Origin of the sequence: Serratia sp. CY27727 (assembly GCF_052169275.1) — a bacterium.
In the GTDB taxonomy this organism is placed as follows: Bacteria; Pseudomonadota; Gammaproteobacteria; order Enterobacterales; family Enterobacteriaceae; genus Serratia; species Serratia sarumanii.
In genome coordinates, this window is sequence record NZ_JBJNLB010000006.1 from 65,445 (window position 1) to 82,456 (window position 17,012).

Here is a 17,012-nt window from a genome sequence, read left to right on the forward strand (position 1 = left end):
ATTCTGTCGCCGGGTTTGCGTTAACGCAGTAAAGTCGGCCATCCCGGTAGGTTTTCCTCTCGCGCTGTACTACCCTTTGCCAATAAATCGTCTTAATTCATCCACGTCATGAATCCAATCACTGACAGAGGCCATCGGTAAGGGTGTCTATGGAGATCAGCGCGCCGAACACGTTCGGCACCCACAAAGGCGTCGTGCTGACGCATTCCCTGTTAGTGGCGCTGGCGACGTTTCTGCTCGCCTTGCTAAGCCTGTCGCTGTCCAGCGAAGCCAGCCACTTCACCCCGCTGTGGTTTCCGACCGCCGCCGCGATCGCGGTGCTGTACCGCCACGCCCCGCGCCACTGGGGCCTGCCGCTGTTGGCCAGCGGCCTCGGCATCGTGCTCGCCAGCTTCTTGCTGTTCGGCGTCAGCGCCACTCCCATCAAGCTGGCCGCCATCAACCTGCTGGAAGCGGCGGTTTGCGCCCTGCTGCTGCGCCGCATGCTACACCCGTACGATCCGTTGAACGATCTCGCCAGTTGGCTGCGTTTTGTGGTGTGCGCGGTGATTTTTACCCCGCTGTTCAGCGCGCTGCTGGCCGCCGGCCTGGTGCCCGCGCCAGGCCAGCCTTTTTGGCAGCCGTTCGGTACCTGGTTCATTTCCGAAGCGATAGGGGTGCTGTCGCTGGCGCCGATCGGCCTCTCTTATAACCGTCGCACCCTGACGGCGCTGAACCCGTTTCCATTATTGCTGACGCTGATGGTTACGCTGGCTTTCAGCTTTATGGCGCTGACCTACCTGCCTTTTCCGTTCACGTTCGTGATTTTGCCGCTGCTGTGGGCAGCCATCGCACTGCCGCGTTTTGAGGCGTTCACCGTTTGCTTCTGCACCCTCTTGCTGATCACCGTGATGATTTCGCTGGGGTTGCTGCATTTCCAGGCTTCCGGTAAGCACCTTGGCGATCTCGGTCTGTACTTGCCGATGCTGCTGATTTTAATCCCGGCGCACGCGATGGCGGTGGTGATGCACGCCTTTCGGGTGGAAAAACAGCACATCGTCGAGAGCGAAAGCCGCTTTCGCAGCGCGCTGGAGTATTCCGCCATCGGCATGGCGCTGGTGTCGCCGCAGGGGAAATGGCTGCAGGTCAATCAGGCGCTGTGCGCGCTGCTCGGCTATACGCCTGAGGCGCTGCATAAGCTGACCTTTCAAGAAATTACGCATCCCGACGATCTCACCGCCGATCTAAGCCAGTTGCACGACCTGCTCGATGGCCATATCAGCAGCTACACCATGGAGAAACGCTACATCCGCAGCGACGGCCAGACCGTCTGGGCGCTGCTGGCGGTCTCGCTGGTGCGCGACGCCGAAGGCCTGCCGCTGTACTTCATCTCGCAGGTGGAGGACATCAGCGATTTGAAGCGCAGCCAGGCGGAAAACAACCGACTGGTGGAGCGCATTACGCTGGCCAATCAGGTGGGCGGCGTCGGCATCTGGGAATGGGTGATGAGCCAGGAAAACTTCACCTGGGATCAGCGCATGTTCGAACTCTACGATCTCAATCCCGACCAAACGCCGACGCTGGCGCTGTGGCGCACCCTGTTGGTGCCGGAAGATCGCGACCGCACCGATCGCGAGCTGGCCGCGCTGTTGGCCGACCCCAAGCCTTTCGTCATGGAATACCGCATCGTGACCCGCCAGGGCAGCGTGCGCCATATTCGCGGCCAGGGCAACGTGATCCTCGACGATCAGGGCCGGCCGCTGCGCATGATCGGCACCAATATCGACATGACCGAGCTCAAGAGCCTCGCCGAAGCGCTGCACGAGGAGAAAGAGCGTTTGCACATCACCCTCGACGCCATCGGCGAAGGGGTGATCTCCACCGACAGCCACCTGCGCATTACCTTTATGAATCCGGTGGCCGAGCAGATGTGCGGCTGGCCGCTCGATCTGGCGATCGGTATGCCCGTCGCCGGCGTGGTGCGCCTGACCAACGGCAAAGACGGCCCGGAAATCGAAAACCTCACGCAATATCCACGGCAGTGGCCGGCGGATTACGCATTGGTGCTGCACAGCCGCGACGGGCGCTATTTCGACGTGCAGCAGTCTGTCTCACCGCTGAAAACCCTCGACGGTGAAACCATGGGCGCGGTGATGGTGCTGCAGGATGTCACCGCCTCGCGCGAACTGATGAAAAAGCTCAGCTACAGCGCCTCGCACGACGCGCTGACCGGCCTGCCGAACCGCGCCAGCTTCGAGAAGCAGCTGAAAGCGGCAATCGTCGCCGGCGGGGAACCGTCGCCGCCGCATTCGCTGGTGTTTCTCGATCTGGATCGGTTCAAGGCGGTGAACGACACCGCCGGCCACGCGGCGGGCGATGCCTTGCTGCGAGACATCGCCCAGCTGATGCGTCACCAGCTGCGCAACAGCGACTGTCTGGCCCGGCTGGGTGGTGACGAGTTCGGCCTGATCCTGTTCGACTGCCGGCTGGAGCAGGCCAAATCGCTGATGCAACAGGTGGTCAACCAAATCAGCCAACACCCGTTCTACTGGGAAGGGAAAATTTACCGCGTCGGCGCCAGCGCCGGCATCACGCGCATCGGCGGCGACGCCAAAAGCAGCGAACTGCTGGCCCAGGCCGACATCGCCTGCTACACCGCCAAGCACCACGGGCGCGGCCAGGTGTATCTGTATGAGGCACGACAAAAACAGCTGCTGGAGCGACAGCATGAATTACTGAGCCCACAGGAGGTACAGACGATCATCAGCGAGGGGCAGTTGCGGCTGTTGACCCGCGCGGCCGCGCCGCCGGCGACGCCGCTGTCGGCCGCTTTCCACCAGGTGAAACTGCAGGTGATGGCGCCAGACGATCGGCCGCTGCCGCACGAGGCGTTCATCGCCGCCGCGCAGCTGTACGGCCTGATGCCGGACATCGACCGCTGGACGGTGGCGCAGCTGCTGGTGCACTGCGCCGACGACATCAAGCGCAAGGGGCTGTCGCTCGCGTTGCCGCTGGCCACCGACAGCCTGCTGAACACCGACTTCCAGCGCGAGCTGACGGAAAGGGTGCGCGCTTCCTCGCTGCCGCCGCAGGCACTGTTGTTCAGCGTCGATGAGGCCGTGGTGCTGGAACACGCCGCGCAGTGCCGGGCGTGTCTTCGCGAACTGCAGCAGCTGGGCTGCCGGCTGATCGTCAATGGCTTCGGACATAACATCAATGCCTTCGATGAGCTGGGCGATCAGAAAATCGACATCATTCGCGTCGATGAACGCTTTATCACCAACGTGCACTGCAACCAGATGGATGAACTGATGGTCTCGATGCTCAACGGCGCGGCGCATCGGATCAAAGCGCAGACGCTCGCCGGGCCGGCCCACCAACCGGTGACGCTGCAGGCGCTGCGCGATATCGGCGTCGATCTGGCGGATGGCGATCAGGTAGCGCTGGAGCAGCCGCTGGCGGTGTTGCTCAGCGACGGCTACTTCGGCATTCGCTAACCCCTCCCCCTCACCGGCGCCGTCTCGCGGGCGGCGCCGCACTCCCGTTATTCACATTGTGTTAACCCATGCGAGATTAGTGATATAAATAACACCTGAAGCTTAAACGATTAAATAAGATGAAACTCCCATGCGAACATCAGCGTATCCGTTGATTTTCCTCGACATGTGATGGCTCAGGGATAAGGGACTATGGAAAAGAAATGGTTTTCCGCCAGGGAACTGATGGGCAAGGCGGGGTTGCCTTCAACACCGCAAGGGGTCAATTTGATGGCCCGGCGCGAAGGCTGGCTAAGCCGCCGCCGCAGCGGCGTGCAGGGCAAAGCGCTGGAATACCATATCGACAGCCTGCCGTACGGCGCGCGCAGCCTGTCTGCCTTGCGCGAGACAGACCCTCCGGGCTACGACGTCAAACGCCAGGATCCGATACGGGTCTGGATCGAGTATTACTACCACCTGACGCCGGCCGAGCGGGAAAAGCTGCTGGCGTTCCTGATGCGCGAGGGCATGAGCCGCCTGCTGCAGCTGATCGAGCCCCTCCGCTAGCCCGAATACTCAATCCTCCCCTTCCGGCGCCCAGCCGTCGTTGTGCCACAGATGCAGCGTGGCGTAAGAGCGCCACGGGCGCCAACGTTCGGCATAGCGTTCGATCTGGCGCGGCGTCATGCCGGGAAAACGCTGTTTGATCAGGTAGTCGCCGGCCAGAAACACGTCCGGCCAAGACCAGGCGCGCATCGCGATATAGCTGGCGGTCCAGTTGCCGATGCCCGGCAGCGCGGTCAGCGCCCTGATGCCCTGGTCGATATCCAGCACGTTGTCGAGCTGCAGCCGCCCTTCGCCCAGCGCGCGGGCGATCTCGATCAGCGCCGCCGCGCGCTTCAGCTGCACCCCGAGCAGGCGCAGTGCTTCGGGCTGCAGCTGCGCCACCCGTTCGGCGCTGGGGAAAACGTGGGTGATGCCCTCGTGCGGCGCCGCCAGCGGCTCTCCCCAGCGTTCGGCCATCCGCCCGGCGAAGGTCGCCGCCATTTTCACGCTAACCAACTGCCCCAGCACCGCCCGCGCCGCCTGCTCGAAGCTGTTCACGCAGCCCGGCAGGCGCAGCCCCGGCGCATCGGCCGCCAGCAAGCCCAGCGCCTCATTGATGCGATCCGGCGCGGCGTCCAGATCAAACAGCAGGCGCACGCGGCGCAGCACCTCCGTCGTCACCAAACTGAGCGCAGGCGCGATCTCGACCCTGACCCGGTTGCGCGCTTCCTCCGGCTGCACGCTGACCCAGCCGCGATATTCCGTGCCGCCCTGGTTGACGGCGATCGAACGCAGGTAGCGGCGTCCCTCGACCCGCTCCACGCCCTGCACGGCGCGCGCCTGCAGGAAATTCAGCATGCGATCCCAGTCATAGGGCGGCCGATAGCCCAGATGGAACACCAGCCCGCTGGCGGCGGCCCGCTCACCGCGCGCGCCGCCGCTGCGCAGCGCAGACGGGATCAGGCGATAGCGCGCCTTGAACAGCTCGTTGAAACGCCGCAGGCTGCCGAAACCGGCGGCGAACGCCACCTCGCTGAGCGGCAGATCGGTGTCCGCCAGCAGGCGTTTGGCCTGCAGCAACCGGTGCGACTGCGCGTAATCGATCGGCGAAGCGCCAAACTGTTCGGCGAAGATGCGCCGCAGGTGGCGATCGGAAATACCGAGCCGCGCCGCCAGCGCTTCGCAGCTGTGTTCGGACAGATAGCCTTGCTCGATGAGCTGCACCGCCACCTGCGCATAGCGATTGCCCAGATCGATCAGCGCCAGGCCGGGTGCCAGCTCCGGCCGGCATTTAAGACAGGGGCGAAAGCCCGCCAGCTCGGCCGCCGCCGCGCTCGGATAAAAGGTGCAGTTTTCCAGCTTCGGCGTGCGGGCGCTGCACACCGGGCGGCAATAGATGCCGGTGGAAGAGACGCCGACGAAAAAGCGGCCGTCGAATTTGCGGTCACGCGCGCGCAGCGCGTCGTACAACGCTTGCTGTTGAGTATTCATGGCAACGCTCGGGTTCGGTTTTTTCTGCATTATGGGGCTCGCCTGGCGCGCTGACGTGCGGAATTCGGACATTAAGTTAAGCATGCCGATGCCGCGCCCGCTAAATTTTTCGACACTCGCGCATTGGCGCATTGCCCGCCGGCCCCGTCTCGGGTAAAGTCGCCCCCCTTCATTGGCATGGGGACAAAAAAGAGATGTTTATTGGATTCGATTACGGGACAGCCAACTGTTCCGTCGCGGTGATGCGCGACCACGGCCCCGAGCTGCTGACGCTGGAAAACAACGAACCGTATCTGCCTTCGATGCTGTGCGCGCCGACCCGCGAAGCGGTGAGCGAATGCCTGCACCGCCATTGGCAGGTGCCAACCGGCAGCGAAGAAAACCAGCAGCTGCTGCGCCGCGCCATCAGTTACAACCGCGAAGAGGACATTCCGGTCAACGGCGACAGCGTGTTGTTCGGCCTGCAGGCGCTGGCGCACTACATGGAAGATCCGGAAGAGGTGTACTTCGTGCGCTCGCCGAAATCCTTCCTCGGCGCCAACGGACTGAAACCGCAGCAGATCGCGCTGTTCGAAGACCTGGTGTGCGCCATGATGTTCCACATCAAACGCCAGGCGGAAAACGTGCTGCAGACCGGCATCGAGCAGGCGGTGATCGGCCGGCCGATCAACTTCCAGGGCATCGGCGGCGAAGAGGCCAACCGGCAGGCGCAGGGCATTTTGCAGCGCGCCGCCGAACGCGCCGGTTTCAAAGCCATTGAATTCCAGTTCGAGCCGGTGGCGGCGGGGCTGGACTTCGAGGCGACGCTGAGCGAAGAGCAAACCGTGCTGGTGGTGGACATCGGCGGCGGCACCACCGACTGCTCGGTGCTGCTGATGGGGCCACAGTGGCGCGACCGCGCCGATCGCCAGCAAAGCCTGCTGGGCCACAGCGGCTGCCGGGTCGGCGGTAACGATCTGGACATCATGCTGGCCTTCAAACAGTTGATGCCGCTGTTCGGCCTGGGCGGCGAAACCGCGAAAGGCATCGCCCTGCCGGCGCTGCCTTACTGGAACGCGGTGGCGACCAACGACGTGCCGGCGCAAAACGACTTCTACAGCGCCGCCAACGGCCGCGTGCTGCGCGATCTGATCCTCGACGCGGCGGAGCCGGAAAAGGTCAAACGCCTGCTGAAAGTGTACCAGCAGCGCCTGAGCTACCGACTGGTGCGCGCGGCCGAAGAGAGTAAGATAGCCCTGTCCGGCCAAACCGCCATCAGCGCGCCGCTCGGCTTCGTGCAGGCCGATCTGGCGGAGAGCATCAGCCAGGCTCAGCTCGCAGACGCCATCTCGCAGCCGTTGATGCGCATCCAGGAACAGGTCAGCGCCGCGCTGGCCAGCAGCCAGACCGCGCCGCAGGTGATCTACCTAACCGGCGGCAGCGCGCGCTCCCCCCTGCTGCGCGCCGCGCTGCAACAGCAGCTGCCAGGCATTCCGATCGTCGGCGGCAACGACTTCGGCTCGGTCACCGCCGGGCTGGCGCGCTGGGCGCAAACGCTGTTCCGTTGACGGCCCAAGGGCGCGGCTCGTCGCGCCCTTGCTCATTGGAGGCTATACATCATGTCAACCATCCTTACCCTTGACAGCGCCAGGCTGCGCCTGCGCCCCTGGCGCGACGACGATCTACCGGCCTTCGCTGCGCTTAACGCCGATCCGCAGGTGATGCGCTATTTCCCGGCGACGATGACGGCCGAGGAAAGCCGCGCGCAGGCCGAACGCATCCGCGCCTTCATGCAACAACATGGCTGGGGGCTATGGGCGGTGGAAGTGAAAGACGGCGCGCCCTTTATCGGGTTTGTCGGGCTGGCGCGGCCGGGCGACGATCTGCCCTGTTCCCCCTGCGTGGAGATTGGCTGGCGGCTGGCGGCGGCCCATTGGGGCAACGGCTACGCCGCTGAAGCGGCACGCGCGGCGCTGGCGTGCGCCTTCGACACGCTTCACTTGCCGGAAGTGGTGTCCTTCACAGCCGAAAACAACCAACCGTCGCGCCGGGTGATGACGCGCATCGGCATGCAGTTTGACGGCGAAACCTTCCTGCACCCACGCCTGCCGACGGGCCATCCGCTGCAAAAGCACGTCTTGTACCGGCTGAACCGGCAAACGTGGCGCGAACGTCGCGGCGATTAATACAGCGTATCCTTCAGCCGCTGCGGCAGCGCCTGGTCGTACTCCTCACCGTCGAAGCGCGTTTGGCTCACCGCGGCCAAAATATGGCCGGGGCTGGGCAGCGCCGAACGTTCGAGGCGGCTGCCCTCTTCCCAGAGTCCCGAACGCAAGATCGCCCGGCTGCACTGGAAAAACACCGCCTCCACCCGAATGCGCAGCACCGAACGCGGCAACTGATTACGCTGGGCGAAGCGCTGCAGCACCGCCGGCGCCACCACGATCTCCGCCCGCCCGTTAATCCGCAGCGTTTCGCCGATACCGGGGATCAGCAGCAGCAGCGCCACCCGGTTGTCGTGCAGGATATTGCGCAGGCTGTCGATGCGGTTATTGCCGCGCCGATCCGGCAGCAGCAGGGTTTTCTCGTCTTCGATATGGATAAAACCGGCCGGATCGCCGCGCGGGGAGACATCCATGCCGTCCGGCCCGACCGTCGAGAGGGCGGCAAACGGCGCCGCCTCGATAAACGGACGGTACGCCGGGTGGATATAGCTGACTTCTTTAAACACCGAGGGCGCGGCGGGTTTGCCGTACAGCTGTTCCAGCGTCGCGAGGTCGTTGATGATATCGCCAGACATTGCGGTTTCCTGAATAAGTCATATTGACCCCTTCAGCATAGAGCAAAATCGCCGGCGGCTCTTACTCAGCGCTGGCGTGGTTCAGCGTCTGAATGTCGTCCGCATCCAGCGTCAGGCGGGTGGCGCTGACCAACTCATCCAACTGCGGCAACGAGGTGGCGCTGACGATCGGCGCGGTGATGCTCGGGCGCGCAATCAGCCAGGCCAGCGAGACCTGCGCCGGGGAGCTGCCGTGCTTGCCCGCCACCTGATCCAGCGCCGCCAGAATGCGGAAACCGCGCGGGTTAAGGTAGCGTTCGACGATGCGATCGCCGCGCTGGCTTTTGCCCTCGTCCGCTTTGCTGCGGTATTTGCCGGTCAGGAAGCCGCTGGCCAGCGCGAAGAAGTTGATCACCCCGAGGCCATGGCGCTGCGCCACGCCTTCCAGCTCGGCCTCATACCCTTCGCGCGCATACAGGTTATATTCCGGCTGCAGGGTTTCGTAGCGCGCCAGCCCGTTGCTTTCGCTCACCCGCAGCGCTTCTTCCAGGCGATCCGCCTGATAGTTGGAGGCGCCAATCGCCCGCACCTTGCCGGCCTTGATCAGCGCATCGAACGCCGCCAGCGTCTCTTCCAGCGGCGTATCGCGGTCATCGTCGTGCGACTGGTAGAGATCGATATAATCGGTTTGCAGGCGGCGCAGCGAGTCCTCCACCGCCTGCTGAATATAGCGCGGCGACAGCCCCTGTTTGCCTTCGCCCATCGGTTTGCCCACCTTGGTGGCGATGATCACCTTGTCGCGCTTGCCGCTCTTCTTGAGCCATTCGCCGATGACGGTTTCCGATTCGCCGCCCCGGTTGCCCGGCGCCCAGCTGGAATAGACATCGGCGGTATCGATAAAGTTGAGCTGATTGTCCACCAACGCATCCAGCAGGCTGAAAGAGGTCGCTTGATCCGCCGTCCAGCCGAACACGTTGCCGCCGAAGGTCAACGCCGGCACCTGAATGCCCGAACGGCCCAGTTGTTTCTTGCTCATCACAAAGGCTCCATGGGTTAAATGATTTGCCTGTTAATTATTAGCGCCAAATGCAGGAAATCGTTAAAACGCATTGGCTATAAGCCGGAATAAATCACTTATAAACATAGCATGCTCAAATCACCCACTTATTAGGACAATGCTGACGGTTCCTCCATATTTCCTTCATTTTTATGCCGTCTTCGCTGGCTAAACTAGTATCCTGTAAGGAGTGTCATTTTTGTGGCAATGAGTGCCCGCGCCCCTGCCTTTTGGAGAGAATTTTCACCACCATGAATGCAAAACCCCAACGTCGTTCCCTGCTGCTGCGCCTGCTGGTTGCGGCGATTGCGATCATCGTCGCCGTTCTGGCCTGGCGCCATTTCAGCGCCGCCCAACCGGCCACCGGGACGACGCCGGGCGCGCACCAGGCCGCCGGTAAAACGGGAGCGGGCCGCGCGGCGGGCGGCAGACGCGGCGCGCCGATGTCGCCGGTGCAGGCGGCGACCGCCACCCGCCAGACGGTGCCGCGCTATCTTTCCGGCTTGGGCACCGCCACCGCCGCCAATACCGTGACCGTCACCAGCCGGGTCGATGGCCAACTGATGGCGATCCACTTTACCGAAGGCCAGCAGGTGAAAGCCGGCGATCTGCTGGCGGAGATCGATCCCCGGCCGTTCCAGGTTCAGTTGACCCAGGCCCAGGGGCAGTTGGCAAAAGATCAGGCCACGCTGGCCAACGCCCGGCGCGATCTGGCGCGCTATCAGCAGCTGGTGAAAACCAATCTGGTTTCCCGCCAGGAGCTGGATACGCAGGCCTCGCTGGTGCAGCAAACCGAAGGCGCGATCAAGGCCGATCAGGGCGCGGTCGACAGCGCCAAGCTGCAGATCACCTACAGCCGCATCACTGCGCCAATCGACGGCCGCGTCGGCCTGAAACTGGTCGACGTCGGCAACTATGTCACCAGCGGCAGCACCACCGGTCTGGTGGTGATCACGCAGACGCACCCGATCGACGTGGTGTTCACGCTGCCCGAAGGCAACATCGCCGATCTGCTCAAGGCGCAAAAAGCCGGGCCGGTGAGCGTCGAAGCCTGGGATCGCACCAACCAGAACAAGCTGACGACCGGTTCGCTGCTGAGCCTGGACAACCAAATTGATACCGCCACCGGCACCATCAAGCTGAAAGCGCGCTTCACCAACGAAGATGACGCGCTGTTCCCCAACCAGTTCGTCAACGCGCGGCTGCAGGTGGATACCCTGCACGATGCGGTGGTTATCCCGACCGCCGCGCTGCAGATGGGCAACGAGGGCAACTTCGTCTGGACGCTCGGCGAAGACAACAGGGTCAGCAAACATCGGGTCACCGCCGGCGTGCAGGACAGCCGGCAGGTGGTGATCAGCGCCGGCCTCAACGCCGGCGATCGGGTGGTGACCGACGGCATCGATCGCCTGACCGAAGGCATGCAGGTGGAAGTGCTCGCGCCGAGCGAAGCGCCGGCGGCGGCCAACGCCAAGCGCGAACCTGACGTTCAGAGGAAGTCCTGATGCAGGTGATGCCTCCCAACGCCGGCGGCGGTCCGTCCCGCCTGTTTATTCTGCGTCCGGTCGCCACCACGCTGCTGATGGTGGCGATATTGCTGGCGGGGATTATCGGCTATCGCGCGCTGCCGGTGTCCGCCCTGCCGGAGGTGGATTACCCCACCATCCAGGTGGTGACGCTGTATCCCGGCGCTAGCCCGGACGTGGTGACCTCCGCCATTACCGCGCCGTTGGAACGCCAGTTCGGCCAGATGTCCGGCCTCAAACAAATGGCGTCGCAAAGCTCCGGCGGCGCCTCGGTGGTCACACTGCAGTTCCAGCTGGCGCTGCCGCTCGACGTCGCGGAGCAGGAAGTGCAGGCGGCGATCAACTCCGCCACCAACCTGCTGCCGACCGATCTGCCCTACCCGCCGATCTACAGCAAGGTTAACCCGGCCGATCCGCCGATCCTGACGCTGGCCGTGACCTCCACCGCCATGCCGATGACGCAGGTGGAAGACATGGTGGAAACCCGCGTGGCGCAAAAAATTTCTCAGGTGACCGGCGTCGGCCTGGTGACGCTGGCCGGCGGCCAACGCCCGGCGGTGCGCGTAAAATTGAACGCCGCGGCGGTCGCCGCCTATGGCCTGAACAGTGAAACCATCCGCGCCGCCATCAGCAACGCCAACGTCAACTCGGCGAAAGGCAGCCTGGACGGCCCGACCCGCTCGGTCACCCTGTCCGCCAACGACCAAATGAAATCTGCCGACGACTATCGCCAGCTGATCGTCGCCTACCAGAACGGCGCGGCGATCCGCCTGCAGGATATCGCCACCATTGAACAAGGGGCGGAAAACACCCGGCTGGCGGCCTGGGCCAACAAGCAACAGGCGATCGTGCTGAACATTCAGCGCCAGCCCGGCGTCAACGTCATCACCACCGCCGACAGCATCCGCGAAATGCTGCCGACGCTGATTAAAAGCCTGCCCAAGTCGGTCGACGTCAAGGTGCTGACCGATCGCACCACCACCATCCGCGCCTCGGTCAGCGACGTGCAGTTCGAGCTGCTGCTGGCGATCGCGCTGGTGGTGATGGTGATCTACGTGTTCCTGCGCAACGTGCCGGCGACCATTATCCCCAGCGTGGCGGTGCCGCTGTCGCTGGTCGGCACCTTCGCCGCCATGTACTTCCTCGGCTTCTCCATCAACAACCTGACGCTGATGGCGCTGACCATCGCCACCGGCTTCGTGGTGGACGACGCCATCGTGGTGATCGAGAACATCTCGCGCTACATCGAGAAAGGGGAAAAACCGCTCGACGCCGCGCTGAAAGGCGCCGGCGAGATCGGCTTCACCATCATCTCGCTGACCTTCTCGCTGGTGGCGGTGCTGATCCCGCTGCTGTTCATGGGCGACATCGTCGGCCGCCTGTTCCGCGAGTTCGCCGTCACGCTGGCGGTAGCGATTTTGATCTCCGCCGTGGTGTCGCTGACGCTGACGCCGATGATGTGCGCGCGCATGCTCAGCCACGAATCGCTGCGCAAGCAGAACCGGTTTTCCGCCGCCTCCGAACGCTTTTTCGAGCGGGTGATCGCGCGATACGGCCAGTGGCTGAAAAAGGTGCTTAACCATCCCTGGCTGACGCTCGGCGTGGCCGTCGGCACCCTGGCGCTGACGGTATTGCTGTACCTGCTGATCCCGAAAGGCTTCTTCCCGGTGCAGGACAACGGCATCATTCAGGGCACGCTGGAAGCGCCGCAGAGCGTCTCGTTCAGCAATATGGCCGAGCGCCAGCAGCAGGTCGCGGCGCAGATCCTCAAAGATCCGGCGGTGGAAAGCCTGACCTCGTTCGTCGGCGTCGACGGCAGCAACGCCACGCTCAACAGCGGCCGGCTGCAGATCAACCTGAAACCGCTGAGCGAACGCAGCGAGCGCATTCCGGCGATCATCAGCCGCCTGCAGCAGCAGACGGCGCAGTTCCCCGGCGTGAAGCTGTATCTGCAGCCGGTGCAGGATCTGACCATCGATACCCAGGTCAGCCGCACCCAGTACCAGTTCACCCTGCAGGCGATGTCGCTGGACGATCTCAGCCTGTGGGTGCCGCAGCTGATGGATGAGCTGAAGCAAACCCCGCAGCTGGCGGACGTCACCAGCGACTGGCAGGATCAGGGGCTGGTGGCCTACGTCAACGTCGATCGCGATTCGGCCTCCCGCCTCGGCGTCACCATGAGCGACGTGGACAATGCGCTGTACAACGCGTTCGGCCAGCGCCTGATCTCCACCATCTACACCCAGGCCAACCAATACCGTGTGGTGCTGGAGCACGACGTCAGCGCGACGCCGGGGCTGGCGGCGCTCAATGAGATCCGTCTAAGCGGCAACGACGGCGCCGTGGTGCCGCTGAGCGCCATCGCCAAAATCGAAGAGCGCTTCGGCCCGCTGTCGGTCAACCATCTCGACCAGTTCCCGTCGGCCACCGTTTCGTTCAACGTCGCCGACGGCTATTCGCTCGGCGAGGCGGTCGACGCGGTCACCCAGGCGGAAGAAAATCTCAACATGCCGAGGGACATCACCACCCAATTCCAGGGGGCGACCCTGGCCTTCCAGGCGGCGCTCGGCAGCACGCTGTGGCTGATTTTAGCGGCGGTGGTGGCGATGTACATCGTGCTGGGCGTGCTGTATGAAAGCTTCATTCATCCGGTCACCATCCTCTCCACCCTGCCGACCGCCGGGGTCGGCGCGCTGCTCGCGCTGATGATGGCCGGCAGCGAGCTGGACGTGATCGCCATCATCGGCATCATCCTGCTGATCGGCATCGTGAAGAAGAACGCCATCATGATGATCGACTTCGCGCTTGCGGCGGAACGCGAGCAGGGCTTATCGCCGCGCGACGCCATCTATCAGGCCTGCCTGCTGCGTTTTAGGCCGATCCTGATGACCACGCTGGCGGCCTTGCTCGGCGCACTGCCGCTGATGCTGAGCACCGGCGTCGGCGCGGAGCTGCGGCATCCGCTCGGCGTCTGTATGGTCGGCGGTTTGATCATGAGCCAGATCCTGACGCTGTTCACCACGCCGGTGATCTACCTGCTGTTTGACAAACTGGCGCGCAACACGCATCGCCAGCCGGATACGCAGGAGCTGCCGTGAAATTCTTCGCCCTGTTCATTCACCGGCCGGTGGCCACCACCCTGCTGACGCTGGCCATCGCCATCAGCGGCGCGATCGGTTTTCGCCTGCTGCCGGTGTCGCCGCTGCCGCAGGTGGACTTTCCGGTGATTTCGATCAGCGCGTCGCTGCCGGGCGCCTCGCCGGAAACCATGGCGTCCTCGGTGGCGACGCCGCTGGAGCGCGCATTGGGCCGCATCGCCGGGGTTAACGAAATGACCTCGATGAGCTCGCTCGGCAGTACCCGGGTCATTTTGCAGTTCGATCTCGATCGCGACATCAACGGCGCCGCGCGCGACGTGCAGGCGGCGATCAACGCCGCGCAAAGCCTGCTGCCGACCGGCATGCCGAGCCGCCCCAGCTACCGCAAGGTCAACCCTTCCGACGCGCCGATCATGATCCTGACGCTGACCTCGGACACCTACAGCCAGGGGCAGCTTTACGATTTCGCCTCCACCCAGCTGGCGCAGAAGATCAGCCAGACCGAGGGCGTCGGCGACGTTTCCGTGGGCGGCAGCTCACTGCCGGCGGTGCGGGTGGAACTGAACCCTTCGGCTCTGTTCAATCAGGGCGTGTCGCTGGACACCGTACGGCAGGCCATCGCCAACGCCAACGTGCGCCGCCCGCAGGGCGCCGTGGAAAACCCGCAGCAGCGCTGGCAGATCCAGGCCAACGACGCGCTGAAAACCGCCGAGGCCTACCGTCCGCTGATCGTTCATTACAACAACGGCTCGGCGGTGCGTTTGGCCGACGTGGCCGAGGTCAACGACTCGGTGCAAGACGTGCGCAACGCCGGGATGACCGACGCCAAACCGGCGATCATTCTGGCCATCAGCCGCGCGCCGGACGCCAACATCATCGAAACCGTCGATCGCATTCGCGCCGAGCTGCCCGCCCTGCAGGAGAATATCCCGGCCTCGATTAAACTCAGCGTCGCGCAGGATCGTTCGCCGACCATTCGCGCGTCGCTGGCCGAGGTGGAACAGTCGCTGGCGATCGCCATCGGGTTGGTGATCCTGGTGGTGTTCATCTTCCTGCGCTCCGGGCGCGCCACGCTGATCCCGGCGGTCGCCGTGCCGGTGTCGCTGATCGGCTCGTTCGCCGCCATGTATCTGTGCGGGTTCAGCCTCAACAACCTGTCGCTGATGGCGCTGACCATCGCCACCGGCTTTGTGGTGGACGACGCCATCGTGGTGCTGGAAAACATTTCCCGCCATGTCGAAGCCGGCATGAAACCGATCAACGCCGCGCTGCTGGGCGCGCGGGAAGTCGGCTTCACCGTGCTGTCGATGAGCGTTTCGCTGGTGGCGGTGTTTATCCCGCTGCTGCTGATGGAAGGCCTGCCGGGGCGCCTGTTCCGCGAGTTCGCCGTCACCCTGTCGGTATCGATCGGGCTGTCGCTCATCGTCTCGCTCACGCTCACGCCGATGATGTGCGCCTACCTGCTGCGCCACCAGCCGCCGCGTTCGCAGCGGCGGGCGCGCGGCTTCGGCAAAATGCTGCTGGCGCTGCAGCAGGGCTACGGACGCTCGCTGAACTGGGTGCTCGGCCACTCGCGCTGGGTGCTGGCGGTGTTCCTCGCCACCCTTGCGCTCAACGTCTGGCTGTATATCAGCATCCCGAAAACCTTCTTTCCGGAACAGGATACCGGGCGCCTGATGGGCTTTATCCAGGCCGACCAAAGCATTTCGTTCCAGGCGATGCGCGGTAAACTGGAAGACTTCATGAAAATCGTGCGCGAAGATCCGGACGTGGAAAACGTCACCGGTTTTACCGGCGGCTCGCGCACCAACAGCGGTTCGATGTTCATCTCACTGAAACCCCTGTCGGTACGCAGCGACGACGCGCAGAAAGTGATCGCCCGCCTGCGCGCTCGCCTGGCCAAAGAACCGGGCGCCAGCCTGTTTCTGATGGCGGTGCAGGATATCCGCGTCGGCGGCCGGCAGGCCAACGCCAGCTACCAATACACGCTGCTGGCGGACGATCTCGCCGCGCTGCGCGAATGGGAGCCGAAGATCCGCACCGCGCTGGCCGCATTGCCCGAGCTGGCGGACGTCAACTCGGATCAGCAGGATAAAGGCTCGGAGATGGATCTGGTCTACGATCGCGAAACCATGGCGCGCCTCGGCATTTCGGTATCCGACGCCAACAACCTGCTGAACAACGCCTTCGGCCAGCGGCAGATTTCGACCATCTATCAACCGCTCAACCAATACAAAGTCGTGATGGAAGTGGCGCCGCCCTACACCCAGGACGTGAGCTCGCTGGACAAAATGTTCATCATCAACAGCGAAGGCAAGGCGATTCCGCTCTCCTACTTCGCCAGTTGGCGGCCGGCCAACGCGCCGCTGTCGGTCAACCATCAGGGGCTGTCCGCCGCCTCGACCATTTCCTTTAACCTGCCGGACGGCGGCAGCCTGTCGGACGCCACCGCCGCGGTAGAGCGCACCATGACTCAGCTCGGCGTGCCGTCTACGGTACGCGGCGCGTTCGCCGGCACCGCCCAGGTATTCCAGGACACCCTGAAGTCGCAGCTGATCCTGATCCTGGCGGCTATCGCCACGGTCTATATCGTACTCGGCGTGCTGTATGAGAGCTATATCCATCCGCTGACCATCCTTTCTACGCTGCCTTCCGCCGGCGTGGGCGCGCTGCTGGCGCTCGAGCTGTTCGGCGCGCCGTTCAGCCTGATCGCGCTGATCGGCATCATGCTGCTGATCGGCATCGTGAAGAAAAACGCCATCATGATGGTCGACTTCGCGCTCGAGGCGCAGCGCAACGGCGGCATCAGCGCCCGCGAGGCGATTTTCCAGGCCAGCCTGCTGCGTTTTCGGCCGATCATGATGACCACGCTGGCGGCGTTGTTCGGCGCACTGCCGCTGGTGCTGACCAGCGGCGACGGCGCGGAGCTGCGCCAGCCGCTCGGCATCACCATCGCCGGCGGTCTGGTGATGAGCCAGCTGCTGACGCTGTACACCACCCCGGTGGTCTACCTTTACTTCGACCGGCTGCAGGCGAAGTTCCGCCGCAACAAGCAACTGGCCCCGCTGCCGCATTAATGGC

10 protein-coding genes are annotated in these 17,012 nt (G+C 63.9%); 7 read left to right on the top strand and 3 right to left on the bottom strand.

Translation table 11 applies throughout. The features are described 5' to 3' along the window. Positions 1–149: 149 nt before the first annotated feature. Entirely contained in the window at positions 150–3,476 is a 3,327-nt protein-coding gene (locus tag ACJ8HB_RS15800; protein WP_047570983.1) for a diguanylate cyclase, read from the top strand. A 192-nt stretch (positions 3,477–3,668) separates the two neighbouring features. Beyond that, complete coding sequence (locus ACJ8HB_RS15805) at positions 3,669–4,022, top strand: DNA-binding protein (RefSeq protein WP_047570981.1); 354 nt, start codon at positions 3,669–3,671, stop codon at positions 4,020–4,022. Between the two features lie 9 nt (positions 4,023–4,031). Here ACJ8HB_RS15805 and alkA read toward each other — a convergent pair whose 3' ends face one another. Continuing rightward, positions 4,032–5,522 (bottom strand): DNA-3-methyladenine glycosylase 2, encoded by a 1,491-nt coding sequence (gene alkA / locus ACJ8HB_RS15810; RefSeq protein ID WP_033648830.1) that lies wholly within the window; start codon positions 5,520–5,522, stop codon positions 4,032–4,034. A gap of 164 nt (positions 5,523–5,686) precedes the next feature. Between alkA and yegD the strand changes: the two genes are divergently transcribed. After that, on the top strand, positions 5,687–7,039 hold the full coding sequence (yegD, locus tag ACJ8HB_RS15815) for a molecular chaperone (RefSeq protein ID WP_033648831.1): 1,353 nt from the start codon (positions 5,687–5,689) through the stop codon (positions 7,037–7,039). A gap of 51 nt (positions 7,040–7,090) precedes the next feature. Then, positions 7,091–7,657: a GNAT family N-acetyltransferase gene (locus tag ACJ8HB_RS15820; protein WP_033648832.1), complete on the top strand. Its 567-nt coding sequence runs from the start codon at positions 7,091–7,093 to the stop codon at positions 7,655–7,657. Here ACJ8HB_RS15820 and ACJ8HB_RS15825 read toward each other — a convergent pair. Beyond that, a complete protein-coding gene (locus ACJ8HB_RS15825) occupies positions 7,654–8,271 on the bottom strand; it encodes a pyridoxamine 5'-phosphate oxidase family protein (protein WP_047570979.1) in 618 nt (205 codons plus the stop codon). The two genes, ACJ8HB_RS15820 and ACJ8HB_RS15825, sit on opposite strands and share 4 nt — an antisense overlap. A 61-nt stretch (positions 8,272–8,332) precedes the next feature. Beyond that, positions 8,333–9,286, bottom strand: a complete 954-nt coding sequence (locus tag ACJ8HB_RS15830) for an aldo/keto reductase (RefSeq protein ID WP_033648834.1) — start codon at positions 9,284–9,286, stop codon at positions 8,333–8,335. Positions 9,287–9,558: 272 nt separating this feature from the next. Here ACJ8HB_RS15830 and ACJ8HB_RS15835 point away from each other — a divergent pair, with 272 nt between their 5' ends. Genes ACJ8HB_RS15835 through mdtC form a run of 3 tightly spaced genes read left to right on the top strand, consistent with a single transcriptional unit; the run spans position 9,559 to position 17,008 of the window. Then, on the top strand, positions 9,559–10,812 hold the full coding sequence (locus ACJ8HB_RS15835; RefSeq protein ID WP_033648835.1) for an MdtA/MuxA family multidrug efflux RND transporter periplasmic adaptor subunit: 1,254 nt from the start codon (positions 9,559–9,561) through the stop codon (positions 10,810–10,812). Then, on the top strand, positions 10,812–13,931 hold the full coding sequence (locus tag ACJ8HB_RS15840) for an MdtB/MuxB family multidrug efflux RND transporter permease subunit (protein ID WP_047570977.1): 3,120 nt from the start codon (positions 10,812–10,814) through the stop codon (positions 13,929–13,931). Before ACJ8HB_RS15835 ends, ACJ8HB_RS15840 begins: the two co-directional genes overlap by 1 nt. Continuing rightward, positions 13,928–17,008 (top strand): multidrug efflux RND transporter permease subunit MdtC, encoded by a 3,081-nt coding sequence (gene mdtC / locus ACJ8HB_RS15845; protein WP_047570975.1) that lies wholly within the window; start codon positions 13,928–13,930, stop codon positions 17,006–17,008. Before ACJ8HB_RS15840 ends, mdtC begins: the two co-directional genes overlap by 4 nt. Positions 17,009–17,012: the final 4 nt, after the last annotated feature.

Bases quoted from the DNA above. Each gene is read 5' to 3' on its own strand.
- ACJ8HB_RS15800 (WP_047570983.1), top strand. From the start codon at position 150: ATGGAGATCAGCGCGCCGAACACGTTCGGCACCCACAAAGGCGTCGTG.
- ACJ8HB_RS15835 (WP_033648835.1), top strand. From the start codon at position 9,559: ATGAATGCAAAACCCCAACGTCGTTCCCTGCTGCTGCGCCTGCTGGTT.
- ACJ8HB_RS15825 (WP_047570979.1), bottom strand. From the start codon at position 8,271: ATGTCTGGCGATATCATCAACGACCTCGCGACGCTGGAACAGCTGTAC.
- yegD (WP_033648831.1), top strand. From the start codon at position 5,687: ATGTTTATTGGATTCGATTACGGGACAGCCAACTGTTCCGTCGCGGTG.
- alkA (WP_033648830.1), bottom strand. From the start codon at position 5,522: ATGCAGAAAAAACCGAACCCGAGCGTTGCCATGAATACTCAACAGCAA.
- ACJ8HB_RS15820 (WP_033648832.1), top strand. From the start codon at position 7,091: ATGTCAACCATCCTTACCCTTGACAGCGCCAGGCTGCGCCTGCGCCCC.
- ACJ8HB_RS15805 (WP_047570981.1), top strand. From the start codon at position 3,669: ATGGAAAAGAAATGGTTTTCCGCCAGGGAACTGATGGGCAAGGCGGGG.
- ACJ8HB_RS15830 (WP_033648834.1), bottom strand. From the start codon at position 9,286: ATGAGCAAGAAACAACTGGGCCGTTCGGGCATTCAGGTGCCGGCGTTG.
- ACJ8HB_RS15840 (WP_047570977.1), top strand. From the start codon at position 10,812: ATGCAGGTGATGCCTCCCAACGCCGGCGGCGGTCCGTCCCGCCTGTTT.